Source organism: Oleiphilus sp. HI0079, assembly GCF_001635105.1.
Window position 1 is genome coordinate 1 of the sequence record NZ_LWFT01000961.1, and the last position, 20,801, is coordinate 20,801.

The 20,801-nt window shown below is 47.0% G+C and carries 21 protein-coding genes; 9 read left to right on the plus strand and 12 right to left on the minus strand.

The features are described 5' to 3' along the window. Window positions 1-67: 67 nt before the first annotated feature. The 5 genes from A3750_RS17535 to A3750_RS17555 form a co-directional block, all read right to left on the minus strand. Window positions 68-820, minus strand: a complete 753-nt coding sequence (locus A3750_RS17535; protein ID WP_068454652.1) for a transporter substrate-binding domain-containing protein — start codon at window positions 818-820, stop codon at window positions 68-70. A 153-nt stretch (window positions 821-973) separates the two neighbouring features. Next, window positions 974-1,744 (minus strand): ABC transporter ATP-binding protein, encoded by a 771-nt coding sequence (locus A3750_RS17540; protein ID WP_068464953.1) that lies wholly within the window; start codon window positions 1,742-1,744, stop codon window positions 974-976. A gap of 86 nt (window positions 1,745-1,830) precedes the next feature. After that, window positions 1,831-3,189, minus strand: a complete 1,359-nt coding sequence (locus tag A3750_RS17545; RefSeq protein ID WP_068454059.1) for a D-arabinono-1,4-lactone oxidase — start codon at window positions 3,187-3,189, stop codon at window positions 1,831-1,833. Window positions 3,190-3,220: 31 nt separating this feature from the next. Continuing rightward, on the minus strand, window positions 3,221-3,583 hold the full coding sequence (locus tag A3750_RS17550) for a cytochrome c5 family protein (protein ID WP_068454056.1): 363 nt from the start codon (window positions 3,581-3,583) through the stop codon (window positions 3,221-3,223). Between the two features lie 85 nt (window positions 3,584-3,668). Continuing rightward, window positions 3,669-4,601 (minus strand): class I SAM-dependent methyltransferase, encoded by a 933-nt coding sequence (locus A3750_RS17555; RefSeq protein ID WP_068465781.1) that lies wholly within the window; start codon window positions 4,599-4,601, stop codon window positions 3,669-3,671. Window positions 4,602-4,735: 134 nt separating this feature from the next. Between A3750_RS17555 and A3750_RS17560 the strand changes: the two genes are divergently transcribed. Continuing rightward, window positions 4,736-6,253, plus strand: coding sequence for a methyl-accepting chemotaxis protein (locus tag A3750_RS17560; RefSeq protein ID WP_068452686.1), 1,518 nt, complete (start codon window positions 4,736-4,738; stop codon window positions 6,251-6,253). Window positions 6,254-6,346: 93 nt separating this feature from the next. On the opposite strand, the gene A3750_RS17565 is transcribed toward A3750_RS17560, so the two are convergent. From A3750_RS17565 to A3750_RS17575, 3 genes are all read right to left on the minus strand, one after another. Further along, on the minus strand, window positions 6,347-7,621 hold the full coding sequence (locus tag A3750_RS17565) for a mechanosensitive ion channel domain-containing protein (protein ID WP_068452684.1): 1,275 nt from the start codon (window positions 7,619-7,621) through the stop codon (window positions 6,347-6,349). 81 nt (window positions 7,622-7,702) lie between these two features. Beyond that, the gene (locus A3750_RS17570) at window positions 7,703-8,614 is read right to left on the minus strand and encodes a sterol desaturase family protein (RefSeq protein ID WP_068452683.1); all 912 of its coding nucleotides are present in this window, start codon (window positions 8,612-8,614) and stop codon (window positions 7,703-7,705) included. Window positions 8,615-8,686: 72 nt separating this feature from the next. Continuing rightward, entirely contained in the window at window positions 8,687-9,889 is a 1,203-nt protein-coding gene (locus A3750_RS17575) for an EAL domain-containing protein (RefSeq protein ID WP_068452682.1), read from the minus strand. Window positions 9,890-10,255: 366 nt separating this feature from the next. Between A3750_RS17575 and A3750_RS17580 the strand changes: the two genes are divergently transcribed. Then, window positions 10,256-10,909, plus strand: coding sequence for a PEP-CTERM sorting domain-containing protein (locus A3750_RS17580; RefSeq protein WP_068452679.1), 654 nt, complete (start codon window positions 10,256-10,258; stop codon window positions 10,907-10,909). A gap of 205 nt (window positions 10,910-11,114) precedes the next feature. Here A3750_RS17580 and A3750_RS17585 read toward each other — a convergent pair whose 3' ends face one another. Beyond that, a complete protein-coding gene (locus A3750_RS17585; protein ID WP_068452676.1) occupies window positions 11,115-12,362 on the minus strand; it encodes an OmpP1/FadL family transporter in 1,248 nt (415 codons plus the stop codon). Between the two features lie 129 nt (window positions 12,363-12,491). Further along, on the minus strand, window positions 12,492-13,697 hold the full coding sequence (nhaA, locus tag A3750_RS17590) for a Na+/H+ antiporter NhaA (RefSeq protein WP_068465863.1): 1,206 nt from the start codon (window positions 13,695-13,697) through the stop codon (window positions 12,492-12,494). Between the two features lie 227 nt (window positions 13,698-13,924). Here nhaA and A3750_RS17595 point away from each other — a divergent pair, with 227 nt between their 5' ends. From A3750_RS17595 to A3750_RS17615, 5 genes are read left to right on the plus strand one after another with little or no spacing between them, the layout of a single operon-like run. Further along, window positions 13,925-15,067: an S-(hydroxymethyl)glutathione dehydrogenase/class III alcohol dehydrogenase gene (locus A3750_RS17595; RefSeq protein ID WP_068456544.1), complete on the plus strand. Its 1,143-nt coding sequence runs from the start codon at window positions 13,925-13,927 to the stop codon at window positions 15,065-15,067. A gap of 51 nt (window positions 15,068-15,118) precedes the next feature. Further along, on the plus strand, window positions 15,119-15,967 hold the full coding sequence (fghA, locus tag A3750_RS17600) for an S-formylglutathione hydrolase (RefSeq protein ID WP_068465864.1): 849 nt from the start codon (window positions 15,119-15,121) through the stop codon (window positions 15,965-15,967). 53 nt (window positions 15,968-16,020) lie between these two features. Beyond that, a complete protein-coding gene (locus tag A3750_RS17605) occupies window positions 16,021-16,635 on the plus strand; it encodes a glutathione S-transferase family protein (RefSeq protein ID WP_068456293.1) in 615 nt (204 codons plus the stop codon). A gap of 33 nt (window positions 16,636-16,668) precedes the next feature. Further along, the gene (gene yghU / locus A3750_RS17610) at window positions 16,669-17,544 is read left to right on the plus strand and encodes a glutathione-dependent disulfide-bond oxidoreductase (protein ID WP_068456296.1); all 876 of its coding nucleotides are present in this window, start codon (window positions 16,669-16,671) and stop codon (window positions 17,542-17,544) included. Window positions 17,545-17,549: 5 nt separating this feature from the next. Beyond that, the gene (locus tag A3750_RS17615; protein WP_068456299.1) at window positions 17,550-17,996 is read left to right on the plus strand and encodes a thioesterase family protein; all 447 of its coding nucleotides are present in this window, start codon (window positions 17,550-17,552) and stop codon (window positions 17,994-17,996) included. On the opposite strand, the gene A3750_RS17620 is transcribed toward A3750_RS17615, so the two are convergent. After that, complete coding sequence (locus A3750_RS17620) at window positions 17,993-18,715, minus strand: spermidine synthase (RefSeq protein WP_068456302.1); 723 nt, start codon at window positions 18,713-18,715, stop codon at window positions 17,993-17,995. The genes A3750_RS17615 and A3750_RS17620 overlap by 4 nt on opposite strands. 194 nt (window positions 18,716-18,909) lie before the next feature. Between A3750_RS17620 and ccoM the strand changes: the two genes are divergently transcribed. Together ccoM and A3750_RS17625 are read left to right on the plus strand one after the other, a co-directional pair. After that, a complete protein-coding gene (gene ccoM, locus A3750_RS27145) occupies window positions 18,910-19,044 on the plus strand; it encodes a cytochrome c oxidase subunit CcoM (RefSeq protein ID WP_255374890.1) in 135 nt (44 codons plus the stop codon). Window positions 19,045-19,468: 424 nt separating this feature from the next. Then, a complete protein-coding gene (locus tag A3750_RS17625; protein ID WP_068456311.1) occupies window positions 19,469-20,500 on the plus strand; it encodes a putative solute-binding protein in 1,032 nt (343 codons plus the stop codon). A 67-nt stretch (window positions 20,501-20,567) separates the two neighbouring features. Here the strand turns inward: A3750_RS17625 and A3750_RS17630 are convergent, their stop codons facing one another. Further along, window positions 20,568-20,795, minus strand: coding sequence for a hypothetical protein (locus A3750_RS17630; RefSeq protein ID WP_068451054.1), 228 nt, complete (start codon window positions 20,793-20,795; stop codon window positions 20,568-20,570). Window positions 20,796-20,801 lie beyond the last annotated feature (6 nt).

Consider the following 20,801-nt stretch of genomic DNA (forward strand, 5'->3'; position numbering starts at 1 on the left):
AATCGATCATGTGTGTTGTCCGTTTTGTTGAAAAATGGAGGCCAGAGGCCTCCATTTTCGTCGTTACTTAAATCTTGATGCTGTAAGCGAAGTACTTCTTCATGATCTCATCATAAGTACCGTCTTCTTTCAGCTTTTTAAGTGCAGCGTTGAATTTCTCCGCAAGCTCTGTATCGCGCTTACGAAACGCTACGCCAACACCATCACCAACTTGCACGTTTTCGCCAATCGCTTGGTAGCTTTCGTCTTTAAGGATGGTTGACTCACCAACAGGGAAATCTAGGAAAACTAGATCTACACGGCCGCCTGTCAAATCAAGAACTAGATCGTCAGCAGTCGTGTATCGCTTGATATCAACAACATCAGCGCCAACTTGGTTAGTGACGTAATCATCTTGAAGTGTTCCTCGCTGAACACCTACACGCTTGCCCTTAAGCGCGTCTTTGTTCGTAACGTCTAGATCCATGCCTTTCTTACCGAACCATGCGGACGGCGTATTGTAGTAACCGTCAGAGAACAATACTTTTTCTGCACGCTCTGGAGTGATCGACATAGAAGAAAAGATAGCGTCGTATTTACGCGCTAGAAGGCCGGGAATGATACCGTCCCAAGCTTGAATAACCCATTCGCACTCTGCTTTGATTTCAGCACAAACCGCGTTGCCCAGATCAATTTCGAAGCCAGTGAGTGTGCCATCTGGCGCTTTGTATTCGAAAGGCTCATATGGGACATCAACAGCCAGTTTAAGTTTGTCTGCAGCGAAGCCAAGACTGCTTGTTGCAGCTAGGACACAACCTAGAAATAGCGATAGTTTTTTCATGAGGATTTCCCCTTATTGTTTATAGTGACTCTTTACGAGTTCCGTTAATGACTCTTGATTACTTCCGTTAATGACTCTTGATTACTTCCGTTAATGACTCTTTACGAGCTCAGTCAATGACGCTTGATGAGGTCAGTGATTGTGTACTGATAACTAGTACTTCGGTTGAAGAAACTGTCTCACACGTTCGGAGTCAGCATCTTCAAATACTTTTTTAGGATTACCTTGTTCTTCAATGCGGCCTTCATGCAGAAATACGACCTGTGATGAAACATCGCGGGCAAAGGCCATTTCGTGGGTTACCACAATCATGGTTCTCCCTTCGTCGGCCAAGCTGTGCATGACTTTAAGAACTTCACCAACAAGCTCAGGATCGAGCGCTGATGTTGGCTCGTCGAATAGCAATACCTCAGGTTCCATAGCCAATGCTCGCGCTATAGCGGCCCTTTGTTGCTGGCCTCCGGACATCTGGCTGGGATAATAATCACGGCGTTCGTAAATTCCGACTTTATTGAGAAGCGCAGCGGCTCTTTCGGTGGCTTCCTTTTTAGAAACGCCTAGGACGTGTACAGGCGCTTCGATGATGTTCTCCATGACCGTCATATGCGACCAAAGATTAAAGCCTTGAAATACCATCGATAGCTTGGAGCGCATTCTTTCCACTTGCTTTACATCAGCAGGTGTCCGCTCGCCGTGTTTGTCTGTTTTGAATTTAACGGTTTCCCCGTGAAGAGCAATTTCACCAGCACTCGGTGTTTCAAGCATGTTGATGCAACGAAGGAAGGTACTTTTTCCTGAACCGGACGAGCCGATCATGGAAATAACATCGCCTTTTTGTGCTTCGAGTGAGACACCTTTTAATACTTTGTGGGCATTGAAATTTTTGTGAATGTCCGTCACCACTAAAGGTGCAGCTTGACTCATATCGGGCTCCGTTGCCGACGAAGGGAAATTACGTGAGCTCTAAAAATAAACCAGTCTGTTACCTGAAGCAAATTTATGTTTAAGGATTATGAATCCTTGAAAACCGAGGCGAGATACGCATTCAACAATTGGTTTTTTGGATCCATTTCTTGGCGAATTTTTTTAAAATCATCCCAGTGCTCGTAAGCGTCTCTGAATTGTTTGCCGGTAAAACTGTTAAGTTTGCCCCAATGTGGTCTCCCACCATACTTTTGAAAGATTGGTTCGATCGCTGAAAACAGCGGTTTGTGGTCTTCCTCAAAGTAACGGTGTACCGCGATTGAAATGCTATCTCTTTTGTAGAATGGCGAGAGCCAGCAATCATCCGCTTTTACAAAGCGGCATTCGAAAGGGAAGAATACCTGCGGAAACTCTTTTTCAATCAATACCTTAATTTCATCGAGAGCTTTTAGTCCAATACTGGCCGGGAGGTGGTATTCCATCTCATTAAAGCGCACGTTTCGCTCTGTCGCATAAATCTGATGGCTATGGTCGATGTTCGTTTCGGTATTCAGCGTTTTCATGTATGTGCCAAGCACTAACTCGCGCAGCTCGTTATTCCAGCCTAAATAATCTCGAGCAAGTTTCAAATCCATCAACCCATCGTTACCGTCTAGCTCTTCTTTCACCGACGGCGCTTCTGAGGTTTCGTCGAGGGCATCACTCAAAATCATTCCGGTGAAGGGAATAACATAAAACTCAAAATTACGGTGTTGCTGCGCTAAAGCCTCGGCTGCTGCTAAACCCTCCGAGTACTTATGCCAGCGAGCGAGGCGTTTTAAACGGAAGGGTTCTCGGTTGCGCATACGGATTCGGGTCATCAAGCCAAGGCTACCTAAGCCTACTTGCGCGGCTTTGAACAGCGCTTGATTGTCTTGCTCGTTGCAAACGAACAGCTCCCCACTCGGCGTAACGAGTTCGATCTCGCTGACATAGGCCGACAAGCATTGCAGTGTTTGCCCTGTGCCATGCGTCGCGGTGCTGATGGCACCTGCCATTGTTTGACGGTCGACATCGGGCATGTTGATCATCGCCTGACCCATATCATTCAGAGCAGGGCCAATGGCGCTTAACTGCGTGCCAGCGCCAATGTCGGCCTCGTACTTGCTGCCAGAGACGGCGCTCACCCCGCGGATATAACTGGTACTGATAAGCGTATCGTTGGTTGGCACTAGCGCAGTGAAAGAATGACCCGAGCCGACCGAGCGCATTTTTCCAGAGTTATTCCGCATCCATGCCTGAACATCTAAAGTTGACTTTGGGGCGACGCGTTGGCTTGGAACGCACCGTTGGTTGCCGGACCAGTTTTGCCATGGCAGTGGCTTTGACCCAACGGCAATGTTTGGGACAGAGCTTGCCAGACATGCGGCAACGATAGATTTGAGAAGATCTCTACGATACATCATGGCGTTTCTTATTATCCGTTTAGTTTGTGCCTTAATTTTTGGGCGTTGCTAAATAGTAGACGAGGGATTCCAAGTCTTGTTGATCGCAGTCAAAACATTGTCCTAAGGGTGGCATGCCCTGATAGCCGTTAACGACTTTGTTGATAATGTCGTCAATAGGCTGAATGAGTATGGCGCTCCATGCTTCAGTGTCTCCGCGGAGCGGGGCGCCAGCACCTTCCACTTCGTGGCACGCTTTGCAGCTCGCTTCGTACTTAGCGAGTTGGCTCTCGCTAAGATTAACACTTGGGATTTGAGTGTTGCTGTCCGGCTTGCTGGTGCAGGCGCTGAGACCTGCTATTGCGAACATTGTCATCATGATCAACAAAGCGTTGCTTATTTTTCGGTGGCTCATGTTTTACTACGTCGCTATCTTTTCGCTAATGAATAGCTACTATATTTACACTCGTGCTTGCATCCCTAGTGCAAAATGGCCATTTTCAGGGTCTTACTGCGATAAGTTTCAAACCTTTTGAGTTATCCAGCTCTTCTATCTCTGGCGCACGTTCAATTACTTCCAGATCAGCATGATCTCCGAAGTGTTGGCTAAGATCATGCTTGAACTCATCAATGCTGATCTGCGGGTTGTTTAGGCAGCAGAGCATGGTTCCATCTTCCGCTAAGGCATGACGGCTGTGGTCAAGTAACTTCAAGTAGTCCTTCCAGCCTTGAAATGCTTTCTTCTGATAGGGCGGCGGATCGAGAATGATTAGATCATAGGGCTCACGACTTTCAAACCAACGTTGCGCTTTCAGAATATCTCTTTTGTAAAATGCTGAGCAGCCATCATGCAACTGATTACTTTGATGATTTTTTTGCGCGATTTTTAAGACGTTTGCGGCCATGTCTACGTTGTCGACTCGACGTGCACCGCCATGCAGAGCAAACAGTGAAAATACTCCGGTGTAAGAGAACAGATTGAGCACTCGCTTGTTGTGCGAATGGGCTTTTACCCAAAACCAGCCGGCACGCATGTCTAGAAAAACACCGGTGTTACGGTTCTTACCGAGCTTAATTTCGCAATGGAGTCCATCATCTATCATTCCAGGGAAAATTAAAGGCAACTCGAGCGGGTTGCGCGAGGCAAAAACGCTGGTGACAAAATCGGGCCACTCGCGCGATTGAATGAGAATAGCCTCAACAGTATCAAGCGCATCGAACACATGCTCGAGAGCGATGCGCAGTTGCTCTGGTAGTGCGTCACCAAAATTCTGGACAAACAAATAAGGCGGGTACCATTCAATATTAATCCGTTCTAAAGCTTCGTAACGCTTGCCCCTGCCGTGAAGAACGCGTTGGCACAAAGAATTTGTGTGGATTCGTTGTTTGATGAGCTCGAATAACTCATCTTCTGAGGTGGTTATGGGGTGCATCGTAACTCCTGTAAATTTCCGCGCATCGTATCAGCTTAGCCGCGTAAGCGTAAGTTTTTACAGGGGTTTCTTGTTGTTCTTGAATGAAGACCTATTCTTAGAATTGAGACACATTTTTTGGAAGAGCATTCACAATGAAGTTAAAGCTTTCTGCCCTCACATGGGTGAATACCGCGTTACTCGCATCGGTTGTTGTTAGTTTGTTGTTCGCCGTATGGTGGGGGTTGGCAGAGCTTCGCAAGCCTTACGATAACATGCGGAATTTTATGACGCTCGAGCGCCTTGTCGAAACGGAGCTGATGCAAACGGTGACGAACTTTCTGGATGAAGGTGAAGATTTTCATCTCGAGCGAGCTCAGCGGGAGGTTGTCGGAATCGGTGATTTGGTAGATCAGCTTGCGGCTGATCCACAAAACGATGTTCAGGCAGTGGCAGATAAGCTTTCGGGTATTCCCCAGTTAATTGATGAGGCGCTCCAAAACGAAATGCGAGCGTACGCGCTGCGTGGAGAGGTTGAGGCATTCAAGGTGACCGTCGCTGAGCACAGATCTCAGGTAGACGGGCAGATAGAATTAGCATTTTCGACGGTCCAAAGCATATTGCTGATGACGGTTGCCATTGTCATTGTTGTCGCGATCGTGGTGGATTTGATGCAGCGTATGGTTGTTAATCGTCTGCGTGATTTTGTCCCCGTGTTTGGCCGTTTTGCGAAAGGTGATTACAGTCAAGAGGTCAATATTAACGCTCGAAGCGAGGAGCTTCAGGTTCTCGCAGCATCCGCTAACGGAATGCGAACAGGCGTCGCTGGACTTGTCGGAGAAATGCAAACCAAGGCGGGAGAGGTAAGTAACGTTAGTCAGGAGTTGCTCGGTCTGGCGCAAAGTCTAAATACGCAAAGCGAATCGCAGTTTCAGCAAACCTCGTTGATTACGGTGGCGATGGAGGAGATGACGGCCTCTTTTAGAGAGGTTGCCGAGAGTGCAGCTGGCGCAGCGGTTGCGACGTCACAGGCGAGCAATTCTGTCGCAGAAGGCAATTCATTGGTGCAGAGCTCAGTATCGAGTGTGAGAAACCTTGTATCGGAAGTGCAACGAACATCCGAAAGTGTGGATGCACTCAGCCTCGATGCAAACAATATTGGTGAGGTTGTTACGGTGATCGAAGGGATTGCAGAGCAGACAAATCTTCTTGCCTTAAATGCAGCGATTGAAGCGGCGCGCGCTGGGGAAGCTGGTCGTGGGTTTGCGGTTGTAGCGGATGAAGTGCGGAGCCTGTCAGTCAGAACCTCTGAATCAACCCAGGAGATTAAAGATATTATTTCACGGCTTCAGAGCTCGTCGAAAAATTGCGTGAGCGTAATGGCGGAGCAGAGCGGTTCCGCAGAGCGTGTGGCAGAGCAGACGGCAGTCGCGGGAGAGCGACTGGATGAGATTGTTGCTGCTATTGCGAATATTCAAGACTTAAGCGCAACCATTGCATCGGCAACCGAGGAGCAGGTATCGGTAGTGAATGAGGTTGCTCAGAATATCAACAGTATTCGAGAGTTGAATGAGACGAGCAATACGATTGCTCAAAAGACGGATGAGACTGCTGAGAGCCTTAACCATGTGTGCGATGATTTGAACACCTTATCCCGTAACTTTAAGGTTTAGCACAATAAGTTTGTGGAAACGGGAGCCTAAGCTCCCGTTTTTTGTTTGCGGTGCTATCTTGTTACTGAGTTAAATCAAGCGCTCTTCGGCGTTCTAAGCCATATTGTCTGGTGCGTTTTTTAGATCCGTTGGCTGAGTTTGCTCTTCACCCGCACTGGGCGTATTTCTCATATTCTCGACGCTAAGGCTGTCGTTAAACGTAATATTGGCAAGATCTGGCGTAGCCAAGTCGATATCTTCAAAAATAGAAGCCTTATACACCGCTTGGTTTACTTTATAGGCTGTACCCATCAAATGTTTCCGTGCGGTGGCGGTGACCTTGGTGTTTGGAATGCGATTGAAGTAGAACCACATGGTGAATTCGAGCGCATAGTCGCCAGTTTGTGTCAGCGCCCATTCAAACGGCTTGTTGGTGTTGATTTGAATTGTCTTTTCGTTGCTTGCGCATTCTTCAAACGCTCTGCTGAACATGTTATCGATCTTTTTCATGAAGCTTTCAAATGCCTCGACCCGCTCGCTTCCGCTTCGACCTTCTAGCTTTGGATAGCCGATGTTGTAGCTTAGCTTGGCTCGCATGCCCTCTGTGCTAGCGATTTTTGAGAGGTTGTCGATTTTCCCTGATAGAAAACGGCTGTTCTTCACGAGTGCCCGATGATTGTTCCGCACGTCGTAGAGTGTGACATAAACAAAGGATACTTTGCTGATGATGTATTCGTTCGGGAATCCATCGATAACGACAACATCGCCATCTTCGAGCATTTGGCTGTTGAGGATAATCAGACCAGAAATAATATCGGGAGCCCAAACGGGCGCAGTAAATGCTAAAAAGCCTACAAGTATGCCCATCAACCCTGTGGTTTCTAAAAGGCTGTCTGCTCCCCAAACTTTAATGATGATGTAGAACGTACCAAACGTGGCGCATACAACAAGCAAAAGATTAATAATCCGCGTGGAATAGGTTTCAACGTAAACGGAGCGATTGTCGATAGTTTTTTCTGCGCCGAACCGCTTAAACGTATGAAAGCTCGCTAAAGAGTATAAGTAGATGGCTGAATATGTTGTGAACAGCGATAAGCCGATTTTCGATAGTAGTTGTTCGTAATTCTGATGAAAGCGAAGAAGAAATAGATCCAGCAACATCAGAATGATCACTAGAAAGTTGAGAGAACGAAACGCTTTCATCTTTAACATGGTGCTGCTGGTATTTTCGACCATGGTGAACAGTCGACCAGAAAAAATGACCATCATTGCAGACCAAAGAAGAATGGCAATGTGGCCAGTCCACTCAATGGTATTTAGGTTCGGTAGAAACCAGCCAAGAATTCGCTGACCCCATCCGGCGACAAACTCAATATATGGATCTTCCATGTGCGCGTTCCATAAAATCGCTGTGAATGTAGTCTAGGTAACTTTTTGGGTCGCAGCCAAAAAGTTTAGTTAGAAAACATGTCAGCTTTGAGATTTGCTTTGTTTTGGCTTGCTGGGAGCGGCTAAGTAGCGTTGATAGTCGAAACTGAAGAAGCGCTTCAGCGCGCTTGTCTCTTCTATCTCTGATTGACGCCATCCGTACTTCTTGGGTACTTCGGTTTCAATCACAAGCGTGCGCCATAACAGCCAATCATAGAAGGCAAACAGGTTGTGTAGATTCTTCGCTGAGTTTCGACCACGAGCATGGTGGTGATGATGCTGAGTTGGGAAGATTAGAATATGGCACAAAGCACGCATGGTTTTGCGCACCCAAGCTTGTGGATGATTTAAGAAATACAGGTCGTAATGCCAATTAACGTGGTTGTGCACAGACCACAGGCCCTTAATGGTAATGCCGATGATGAAGCTCTCATAGAGTCCTAGATAGAGCCAAATATATTGGAACCAATAATTTGGCATGACGAACCAATACGCCCAGCCTTCTACGAATGTCTGGGTCGCAGTCACTTGCCCTGCTTGCTCGTTACTTCCACTAAAATGATGAGGTCTGTGGGCGACTTTATAAAAGGCTTGAATCCGCCTTAAAAAGGGATTTTTGAACGCGCCTGTGTGACAGATCCAATGGCCAAATCCATGAAATAAATCTTCAAGTAGTAGAAAAGCGATGACCGCGAAGAACAGAGATTGCTCCTCTAGAAAATGGAGCACGCCCATCGCTTGAGGAAAAAGAAGTGTCATCGCAGCAAAGCTGAGTAAATAGACGGCAGGGCGCTGAACTAAAACCATTGCGCCGATACACAGGCCGGACATTTTCCAGTCCATGGTGGATTTTTTGTCCCGCGTCGCTCTGCCTGAGAGGATCTCAAAAATGGTCGCAGCGATCAGAAACAAAGCGACAATCGTGTTTTGAATAACTGGGGCGGATTGCTCCATGGTTGGCCTCTGTTTTTATTTTTTTGCAAGGCCCGCCAAGATGCTTGATTTACTGCATTTGGCAGGGGCTCTTTAGGCTAAAGAGTATAGGCTATTTTCAATCCAATCAACAAGCTGTTCAGCGCTGACCGCTTCGCACAAATAATGGCCTTGGAGGCACACGTTTCGGTGCTGTTCGGAGTAATGCAGTTGATTGCTGTGCTCAATACCCTCGAAAACCACTTCAGCGCCGACGACTTCGGCCATTGAAAGAATCGATTCTACGGCTACCTGACAGAAACTGTCTTCAGTAATGTTATGTAGAAGTTGTCGATCAATCTTAAGTTTGTTGAAAGGGATCGAATGTAGGTTCTCGATATTCGTATAACCGGACCCGAAATCATCGATCGCAATATCGTAGCCCCTTAGTCGAAGTATGTTGATTGCTTCGAGTTGGGCATCCTGATTAATAGGCGACTGTTCTGTTAGTTCAAAGATAACCCTCTCAGGCTTGATCTTCGCATGCTCGGTAAGCGCGTGCAGTGTGGTTGGAAAAGCGCGTGATAAAAGCTGCGTTGGCTCTATGTTCATTGCCAGTTTAACTGTGCTCGACGCGAAGAAAGGCTCGTTTAGCATGTTAAGGGCTTTGCCAAACAGTCGAAGTGACAGATTGTCTAGGAACGCCATTCCCATGAGTGGGCCGATGAATGACACGGGGCTAAGTACCTTGGTTCCATCCTCGGAAATGACGCGAGCCAGACACTCCAGCATCGTGATTTCTCGTGTCGCCATATTTATAATTGGCTGGTAAAACGGCGTAATTCGGTCTTCATCAAAAGCTCGGTGAATGGCGCTTTCATCGAGTAAAACATGGTCTGCATGCACTGCGCGACGCGAATAGGGCCCTTGTACACATCGTCTCAGCAATTCCTCGAGGTGCTCTAATGTGTAATCAGGCTTGAGTGCACCAATTAGGCGAATTCCTGAGTTGGCAGCGATATTGACGGCAGTCTGAACGATTCGTGTCTCGCACAAACTGTTAATAATCACAAACCCTTTGAAGCGATTTCTTGCAAGGTGCTGAAGAATCTCTTGCCCGCTTATATCCGGCAGCATGAGATCCAAGAACAAGACAGATTGATCATTTGCACTCGACAGGTGCTTTAGGCCATCTTCGCCCATCTCAAACGAGCGAATCTGCTCAATGCCAAGTGTGCTAAGCATCGTTTGTAGAATTGCCGATTTTGCTGGCGTATCTTCGATAATCGTCGCGGATACTGCGTTAAATTGGCTCAAAGTCCTTCCCCATTGGGATGCGTTGTGTTCATTGACGCGAGCAGAGTCTATGAAGCGGGTAAGACATCAAAGGGCTGACTTTCGTTACTTTTCATTTTTCACGAGAGTGACATTGATCAGCATATTCCTAAACTTAACAAAACGATTGTTCATTATTTGAACTTGGTATTGTTGTCTTGCCGGCTTCTATGCTTAAATAAGTGTAACGAATTGTAAGTTATAGTAACAAAGCGTTTCTTTCAACTTTTGCAACGAATTTAAGCTTTAGACGCTGTTATGTTCAAAAGTCGATGCGAACGCATTCGTAGTTTAAGAAAGAAGAAAAACGAAAGAAGAGAAGATATTCATTAAAGGGATGGTGGCAGTATGAATGTATTAACCAAAAGTGTGCTGGCGTTCGGCGCTAGCGTGTTGATCGCTGGGCAGGTTTCAGCGTATAGCTTTACTCAAGACCCGAACTGCACGGTGGCGGTAACGTCTCCAATGTATGCTGAATGTAGCGGCTCGTATGAACTTGGTAACGGAGAAAATGACGTTACCAATGGTGACGCGACGGACATCGTTAGCCATTTGTTAAACGAGGGCTTAGATAACAGCGGTGTTGGTGTTTTTGGCGAAGCGGACTGGACGTTTGCGGCGAAGCAAGATGTGAATGGCGCGAACGATTACTTCAGTATTTATGACATTGATAACACGTCTGGCAGTCTTAATTTGCTATTCGGCACGCTGAATTTAACCTCTGATTACGAGGTCGTGTTGAGTTTCAAGGCGGCGAAGAGTTTCAGCTTATATCGTTGGGACGCGCCGTTAGGAAATATCGATGCGATCAACTGGCAAACAAATGGTACAGCGACGAATTCCAGTGAAAATCCGCAAGGCCTTTCTCACGTATCTCTGTACTATCGTTCCTCCGTCGTACCGGATGATGAGCCGCCTACTGATGTGCCAGAGCCAGCGACACTTGCGTTGTTAGGTCTTGGTCTCGCAGGTTTGAGATTAGCAAGAAAGCGCAACTCATAATCTCTCTCCTCAGACACAAAAAAACCGCATATTAGAACCATGCGGTTTTTTTGTGTCTGTTAGTTGAGCGTTATTTCAAGGGCAAAGTAGAGAAGGACGTAACGATTGGTTGTGTTTGACCAAGAAGAACAAAGAGCCACCGTCGGCGTTTAAGGCGAAGGCAGCGCTTTGTGTTTATGACGCAGCTTTTCGACTTTGCGGTCAGCTAGAAGTTAGCCCCAAAGGTCAGTTCGATTTGAGACATCTCAAGTTCGATGGTTTGTTCTTGACTACCTAGCAAGGGATTACGACCTTTCACCGACTTGCTTGGTGAGTACATCAATGCGAATGCGTAATCCACATCATTCACCCCAAACTCATAGCCCGCAGTAAAGTGCCACTCCTGAACGCCTGGCGCGAGAATATTAAAAAGCACTTCAGAGCTTGGTATTGGTTGTTCACCATAGCTGACACCAAATCGATAGGTGTTGTCGCTTGCACCATCAATCGCAAACCCTAGCTCATAAACGTTCATGTCTTGCCAGCCAAAACCGGGGCCGCCATCGGTACCGAGGCTTCCTGGAGCCAGTGCGGGCAGCATTGGATTTCCGACAGATTGAATATCCGAATAATTGATTCGCTGATAATCAAATGCGACTGTGTAGTTGCTGCGTTTGAACTCCAAACCCAGGTTGTAGGTTTCAGGAATATTAAACGCGCCGTTTTCAGCGAAAAGCCCTTCGTATTTTTCGAACTCTTGGAACTTGGTTTCTGTTTGATAGCTCGCGCCAAAACTCCAGTTCTCGTTTAGACCATGCCAGACCCCAAAGCGAGCGCCATAGCCAAAGGAATAATCGTATTGGTTATCGCTTAGCTTTGTTGGGTCTTGAGAGAAGCCTGCAAAGCTGTTCAAACCGCGCGCTTTGAAACGTTGGCCTGCAATGATCGGTGCGATACCAATGTGTGTGGTCTCGGCTACCTTGTAGGCAAACGAGGTGCTGATAAACATCTGTGAAAGATCGACACCCGTCTCGCCTGCATAAAATACTGATTCGCTATAGTCGGTGTTCATTCCACCATTGGCGTACACATTGACGTTGATCGCAAAGTCTTCATCGATGATGCGGTTATAACCAAAAGAGGGGATCACAAAGTAATGGCTGTCAGACGAGGTGTCTTGTTGTTGAAGACCAAACTCAGGGGGTGCCGCTGGACCGCCACCTTCGACTGTAAAACCACGATCCGGAGCAAATAGACTCACCGCTGCAGTAAAGTTCGTGTCGATGTTCAATGCCAATGCAGGGTTGCTTGCCCCTGCCATTGCATCTTGTGCTGTTGCTGTTGAAGCGCCTCCCATGGCAATACTATTTGCGCTGTAGCCCAAGCGAAAATAGCCGTTTGTTGCATCTGCAGTCCCTGACGCAAGTGAAATGGATGCGACAAGCGTCGCATAAGACGTTTTTTTAAAGCTCATGAGATACTACCCTTATAATTTCGGTGGGCAGTATACCCACCAAAACGTAAGTAGTATAAGACTAAAAAGTTTGTCTGAAATTATTTTCAACTATAAGGCGAGCGGTTAGCCCCCAATAAGGGCTTGGTCTCATGTGCTTGCTTTTATGGCTGATTTATCCGGCTCATGTGTGTTTTTTCCGAACTTCACCAAGATAATCGAAGCTGCGATCACCGATAACAGAGAACCCACAAGTACGCCAAGTTTCACTGCGTCAATGTATTCTTTCGCCATGTTTTCGAATGCGAGCGAACCGATAAATAAACTCATGGTAAAGCCGATACCACATAGAATGCTCACGCCGTATAGTTGCACGAAGTTGGCACCTGACGGCAGCTTGGCCAGTCCGAGTTTGATAGCAAGCCAACATGCTCCAAAAATACCGACTTGCTTGCCGACAAACAGGCCAAGCACAATGCCCAGAGTAATCGGGTGGGTTAATGCTTCCATACCAACGCCACTTAAACTGACACCCGCATTCGCGAAGGCGAAGACTGGAAGAATGAAGAAGGCGACCCAGGGGTGAAGATCATGCTCTAGCTCGCGCAATAAGCTGTTTCCATTGTCATTTTTAACGTGAATAGGAATAAACCAAGCAATCGCGAAGCCGGCAAGCGTGGCATGCACGCCTGATTTAAGAACGGCAGCCCACACGACTACACCAACTAGCAGGTAAGGCCCCACCTTTTTAATACCGAGTCGATTTATCACAAAAAGAATGACAAGACCGGCACTGGCAACGATCAACGATAACTGAGACAGGTCTGATGAATAGAAAACGGCGATAATAATAATCGCGCCAATGTCATCAAAAATTGCTACGGAAAGTAAGAAAAGCTTTAACGAAAGCGGAAGATGTTTTCCAAATAAGGTAAACAAACCAAGCGCAAAGGCGATATCGGTTGCCGACGGAATTGCCCAGCCGCGCATAGTAATCTCATCACCAGAATTAATTGCGGCATAGACGAGCGCAGGGATCGCAATACCCGCTACGGCGCCGATTGCCGGAAGAACGATCTGGTCGACGGAAGAAAGATGTCCCTCGATGATCTCACGCTTTACTTCAAGACCAACCACCAAAAAGAAGATCGCCATTAAGCCGTCGTTGACCCAGAGTACCAGAGGTTTGTTAATAATGAAGTCGCCAAACGAGACTTGAATCGGAATATCCAGAGTCCCTGTGTAAAACCCACTCAGTGCCGAGTTCGCAAAGATCATCGCTATAATTGCAGCGATCACAAGCAGGATGCCGCCAGCTGCATCATGCTCGATCATTTCTTTAAATACTTTTGTCATGAAGAACGTCCTTCGAGGGTCTTAATATTTCGAATAGTGATGTTAGTTTCTACGAATGATCAGGGATAGTCGATTATTTAGAATCTAACCATCCATTTTATCGAGTGTTTAGGCTTTTAATTAGGGTAGACCGAAAATCTATGATCTTCCTTAACTTCAGTATCGTAAACTCAATCCAGAGCATGTAATCTAGATTTATAACATTAAAAAACTTCAGGAAGAAACCTATGAAAGCCTTGAATGCCAATGGTCGAATCGAGTGTAAAGCTGCTGTCGCATGGAAAGCAGGTGAACCGCTGAGTATCGAAACCATCGAAGTAGAGATGCCAAAAGCGGGAGAGGTTTTAGTCAAAGTGCTTGCCTCGGGTGTGTGTCATACCGATGCATTTACGCTCTCCGGAGAAGATCCTGAAGGCGTGTTTCCGGCAGTTTTGGGGCATGAAGGGGGTGGCATTGTTGAGGCTGTTGGCGAAGGAGTAACCTCCGTCGCTGTTGGCGATCACGTTATTCCGCTCTACACACCAGAATGTCGAGAATGTAAGTTTTGTCTGTCGGGCAAAACCAATCTTTGCCAAAAAATTCGGGCGACACAAGGGCAAGGTTTGATGCCAGATGGTACCAGCCGGTTTTCAAAAGACGGTCAGATCATTTATCACTACATGGGCACTTCAACCTTTTCCGAGTACACCGTATTACCGGAAATTTCGCTCGCTAAAGTGAATAAGGAGGCCTCACTACATGAGGTCTGTTTGCTTGGCTGCGGCGTGACGACTGGAATTGGCGCCGTCATGAATACGGCCAAAGTAGAAAAGGGTGCCACCGTTGCTATTTTTGGTATGGGCGGCATTGGCTTATCGGCTGTGATTGGTGCGAAGCAAGCTGGCGCTGCGCGAATTCTCGTGATTGATATTAACGAGTCTAAATTTGAGCTCGCTAAAGAGCTGGGCGCGACCGACTGCATTAACCCGAAAAAATACGACAAGCCGATTCAAGAGGTGATTGTTGATTTAACAGAGGGTGGCGTTGACTATTCGTTTGAGTGTATCGGCAACGTTGATGTGATGCGATCTGCGCTTGAATGTTGCCACAAAGGTTGGGGTGAATCCGTCATTATTGGTGTTGCCGGTGCGGGCCAAGAGATCAGCACCCGGCCGTTTCAGCTGGTAACCGGACGAGTTTGGCGAGGCACCGCGTTCGGTGGTGTGAAGGGAAGAACGGAGTTGCCAGATTACGTCGAGAAATACTTAGCTGGTGAAATTCCACTCAAAAAGTTCATCACGCACACGATGAGCTTGGCAGAAATCAATGAAGCCTTTGATTTGATGCACGAGGGAAAAAGCATACGTTCAGTCGTCCACTTTGACGATTAGCGGTCAAATTTTTTTCAAAATAATAACCCTGCTTGATAGAGGAGTGAGTTCGTGGAGTTACTGAGTCAGCAGTCATCGTTTGAGGGGCGATACGTGCGTTACAGGCATGCCTCGGCGGTGAATCATTGCGACATGATTTTTTCCGTGTTTGTTCCGCCTTGCGCTCTAAAAAACGAGGAAGCGTTAAAAAATACGCCTGTTGTTTATTGGCTATCTGGGCTGACGTGTACCGACGAGAATTTTATGCAAAAAGCAGGTGCGCACCGAATTGCCTCAGATCTGGGCTTGATTCTTGTTGCACCTGATACGAGCCCGCGTGGCGAGGATGTGCCCGATGATGCAGATAAATCGTATGATTTCGGACATGGTGCGGGGTTTTACGTGAATGCGACACAAGCGCCGTGGAATCAGCATTATCACATGTATGATTATATCGTCTATGAGTTGCCCGAACTACTGTCTGGCCAGCTAGGAATGCAAGGTAATGCTGCGATTATGGGGCATTCCATGGGCGGACACGGTGCCTTGACCATAGGGCTCCGTCATCCAGATCTTTACCGCTCTATTTCCGCTTTTAGTCCGATTTGTCATCCTGTAGAGAGCCCATGGGGTCAGAAAGCTTTTTCTGGCTATCTGGGAGACGATACCGAAGCTTGGGCCGAGCATGACGCAACTCTGTTGCTAGAACGAGTTGAAAGTCATTTGCCGATATTGGTGGATCAGGGCTCTGAAGACCAATTTCTCAAAGAACAGCTTGGTACGACGCAACTGCAAGCAGCCTTAAAGAGAAACAAGGGCTACTCTCAGGTCAACATGCGTGAAACGTATGACCACAGTTACTTTTTCATTGCGAGCTTCATCGAAGAGCATCTGCGTTTCCATGCAGAGCATCTCAAATAGCCGGCTTCACTTTCTTTATCAACAACAGTGCGATCAGCAAATAAGGAATAATAATGAAAATTTACGAACAGAAAATTGCTCCGAACGCGCGTCGAGTGCGCTTATTTTTAGCCGAGAAAGGCTTGCTTGATTCGGTCGAGTTTGTGGAGCTCGATTTGCAGAAAGGCGAAAACCGCAACGCGGATTTTCGTGACAAAAATATGTTTGCCAAAATTCCTGTTTTGGAGCTGAATGATGGCACGTGCATTTCTGAGTCTGTGGCGATCTGTCGTTATTTCGAAGCGTTGAATCCAACGCCAAGTTTGTTTGGTGTTGAAGCGCTAGAACAGGCGCAAATAGAAATGTGGCAACGTCGTTGTGAGATGTACTTTTTGAACATGGTGGGCTTGGCGTTTCAGCATACCTCTGGTTATTTCGCAGATCGTATGACGCCCAACAAAGAATGGGGTGAAGATTGCTTCAAAAACGCCAGCAAGTTTATGCATATGCTTGATAAGCATCTTGCTAACTCAGAATTTATCGCAGGCGACACGTTTTCCATTGCCGATATTACAGCATTAATTACAGTTGATTTTGCGCGGGTCATAAAGTTGCGTCGTGGAGAGGATCAACACAATCTTAATCGCTGGTATGACCTTGTTTCGGCTCGTCCTAGCGCGAAAGCGTAACCAATCAATTTATCATCACTAAAGAGTGAGTGTATGTCCGCTAAAAGCACGAGCAACAACGTTTACACACCGCCAAAGGTATGGACGCCCAACACGGAGAACGGGGGCAAGTTCGCAAGCATTAATAGCCCGACCGCAGGCGCGCGTGAAGAGAAAGAGCTGCCATCTGGTACGCATCCTTTCCAGCTTTACTCTTTGGCCACGCCAAACGGCGTGAAGGTGACCATGATGCTTGAAGAGTTGTTATTGGCTGGATTTAACGAAGCTGAATACGACGCCTGGCCAATCAACATCATGGAAGGTGATCAGTTTGGAAGTGGTTTTGTTGCGGTTAATCCTAACTCCAAGATTCCCGCACTGTTTGACCAAAAGTCGAATGTGAGAATTTTTGAATCAGGTGCGATTCTGTTTTATCTGGCTGAGAAATTTGGTGCATTTCTTCCTGAGTCGGGTCAGCGCCGCGCCGAGTGCATGAGCTGGGTAATGTGGCAGATGGGAGCAGGGCCTTTCCTCGGAGGCGGTTTTGGTCACTTCTACGCCTATGCGCCGGAAAAGCTTGAGTATCCGATTGATCGTTACACGATGGAGGTGAAGCGTCAGTTAGATTTGTTAGATCAGCATTTGGCCCAGAACCAATTCATGGTGGGGGATGAGTACACCATTGCTGATATGGCAATTTGGCCTTGGTATGGGGTATTGGCTCAAGGCAAGCTTTACGATGCCGCGGCGTTTCTTGATGTAGAGTCATATCGTAACGTGCAGCGGTGGACGGCCGAGGTCGCTGCGCGAGAAGCGACTGAGCGAGGTCGCATTGTTAATCGAGCATGGGGTGAGCCCTGGGAGCAATTGCCGGTTCGCCGTTCTGCTGACGATATTGATCGTAAGCTCGACTCCAAGCCAAGCGAGTAAGCGTGATGGCTCGGTTTACGCTACGTATCCGCGTTCGCTATAACGAGTGTGATGCACAGAATGTGGTCTTCAACGCGCGCTATGCAGATTATGTCGACCTCGCCTCTACGGAGTTTTTGCGTGCCGCACTTGGAGGTTATCAGGAGTTACTCGCGCAAGGTTATGAGAATCAAATCGTAAAATTGTTGATCGAATGGAAGGCGCCTGCGCGCTTTGACGATGTGCTCGATCTCAATGTCTCTGTAGGCCGAATAGGTAACAGCTCGTTTTCTCTGCACACTGAAGTGCGCAGTTCAGCTGGACACGCGCTGATTGCAACCGCTGAAGCGGTGTATGTTTTCGTGAATGCTGCTGATTTTTCTAGCTGTCCTATACCGAATTTTGTCCGCGATAAATTCGATCAAAACGGTAATTTTGGAATGATGGATCAATCTGGGACAAGCACACGCTAAGATGCAACGCACACGTAAACGGAATTTGTTTCCTCTCGGCTCCTGAAAGGATTAAAAAACGATACGATGTGCGATTCAACTTTCGGAAATACCGTGTTTAACAGTTCTTCAAACTCGGTCTCCGGCAGGTTTTGAGACCACATGGCAAATACACCATTCGGTTTTAATTGTGCCGCCATCTGGCGCAAGTTTTCGCTAGTATAAAAGTGGGCATTGGCGCTATTTAGAAACTCTGTTGGAGAGTGGTCTATGTCTAACAATATCGCGTCAAATTGCCTGCCTGGCTGTGTTGGATCGAATCCCGAGTTTGGCTCGACGGCTAGGTCAAAGAAGCTGCCACTGATATAGCGATTTCTCTGATCAGCGTTTAGTATTTTCCCCAATGGCACGAGTTCGTCTTTGTGCCAGTTAATAACCGTATCAAGCGCATCAACCACCAGAAGCTCATTTACCCGTGGGTCTTTAAGCGCTTCTACAGCCGTGTAACCTAAGCCTAGACCCCCAACCACAACATCCAGAGAGTTGCCTGTTAGTGCTGCAAGCCCGAGTGTTGAAAGTGCTTGTTCTGCATCGACGAACATACTGGACATTAAAAACTCGTCGCCAAGTTTCACTTCGTAGATGTCCCGTTCGCCAAAAGCAGGCAGACGCCGCCGTCTGAGGGAGATCTCTCCAAGTGGCGAGGTCTGACTATCAATTTCTTCGAACATTAAAGACATGGGCTTGCTTGCAAAGTGGTTAGCGAAGCGGGAAGTCTGTTCTAAGTGCGTGTAATGAGCAAGTGTGATTGCCAATTGCCGTAAAAAGCGTGATGCAATCCATAACGAACAAAGGCAACTTAGTTTGATGTATGTCAATTGCTTGAGATTAGGCTGGTGCTAATCTGGGCTCAACAATTGAGGAGGAACAAACAATGTATTTTGATGAAACTATCGCCGCTAGCTTACTCGTAATCGGTGGCACAATTGCATTTTTAGGTGGTTTTGCTTGGTTCGTTTACAAAGACCTGCAAAAGTCAAAGCAGGTGAAAGTAAAAAACGAATCCTAAGTTTACTTCTGATATGGAGGAGTATCTTCTTTGCTCTTCCTAGCGTGTCTGCACGCTTTGGTCGACGGTTTCGCCGACGCGCATAAAGTATGCGTTTTAGAGCGGATCAAGTGCTAGAGCGAGAGGCGAGGGTTGGATAGCGCGCATTCTGCACGTAAGAATCTGGTATCAGGCCTTTGTTTCACCGGCGCACTATGCGTATGGGCAGAATTTAAAATAAACCCGTTTGCTTGTCTTGCTCTGCCCTTTCATCTCTTCCTTTTTAACTAATTCTCATCCCTGTGAAACAGTGCGCTTAAATAACGCGTTAATTTCTTTTCTCGGCTGTATTTGACCGTTTTTAAAAAGAGATTACGCCTCAAAGCCAGTATGCTCTTCGACCTCGTTTATGCGAGTTTTAAAGCAATTGTCGAGAGATGTAGAGATGTATAAAAATAAGTTTGCTATTGCTGCCGTGAATGCGGTTTTTCTATTCACTTTTTTGATTGGCGGCGCGAGTATCGCAAGCGCCAATGCGAAAGCAAAAGTGCCCGTCAAGTTTTGCGTTTGGGATCCAGTGGGTAGGACCGGTCCTTTTATGAATTTTTTTAAGGGTACTGTGGCCGAGGCGTTTCGCTGGGGCTATGACCTGCAAATGGAAGCCTATACCGATGAAAGCGTCGCTGCGAATGACTTTAAGTCTGGCCAGTGCGACGCTGTGTTACTTACCAACATTCTTGCCAAAGACTTTCTACCCTTTACGGGCGCATTTGGTGCGCCGGGCGGTATTCGCTCACTCGATGAGCTAAAGACGCTCTCGGCTTCATTAAACAACCCTAAAGCGGAGCCGCTCATCACCAATCACGATTACGAGTTAGGTGGCTTGTACCCGATTGGAGAGATTTACACATTTGTCCAAGATCGTGCGAATGTGCGCATTGAAGATGTTAGTGGCCGTAAAGTCTCCATCCTCAATAATGATGTCGCTAGCATGAAGTTTGTCGATATGGTTGGTGCATCGCCGGTGCATACAAGTCTTGCGACGTGGGCAGGCCAGTTTAACAATGACAATGTGGATGTGATGTTCGCACCGGCGTTGGCCTATAACACCTTTGAGCTTTATAAGGGGCTTGGAGAGAAAGGCGGCATCATTGATCACAGTATTCTTTACGCGGTGATGGAGGTTGTCGTAAACAATAGGCGAGCACCAGAAGGGTTAGCTAGCCATATGCGAGAGCATGCGCTAACTCGTTTCAATGAGTTGCAGAATACGGTTGATCAAGCTTTTAGCGAGATTCCTGCCAAGTATTGGGTCAACATTGATGGGCCGATCAAGGAAGAATATGAAGATATGATCAAGAAGGTTCGTTTAGCACTGAGGGATGAGAAAGTGTACGACCAAAAAGCGATCTCGATTCTTTGGAAAATCCGTTGTAAATATGATCCTTCAGCCAAAGAATGCTCGGTGAAAGAGTAAGCGCTGTAACTTAAAAATAGAAGAACGAAAAAAGCGCCTCATTAGGCGCTTTTTTCGTTCTTAACACTTAGAGCTTTCTAAGTTCTTTTTCGAGTTCTCTATCAAGCTTGGCCTTTTTGCCATCTTTGTTTAGTAAAGCAGGAAGATTGCTGAACAAAAGGATGCCCGCGATACAGACGATCGACCAGATGAACTGCTCGGCCCATGCAAAATAGACACATACAGCAATGAGTAGGTGGCTGATGAGCTCGCAGGCTCTCTTGAGGTTCTTAGATGAATTTGTTGGCTCGGTCACGTGTCA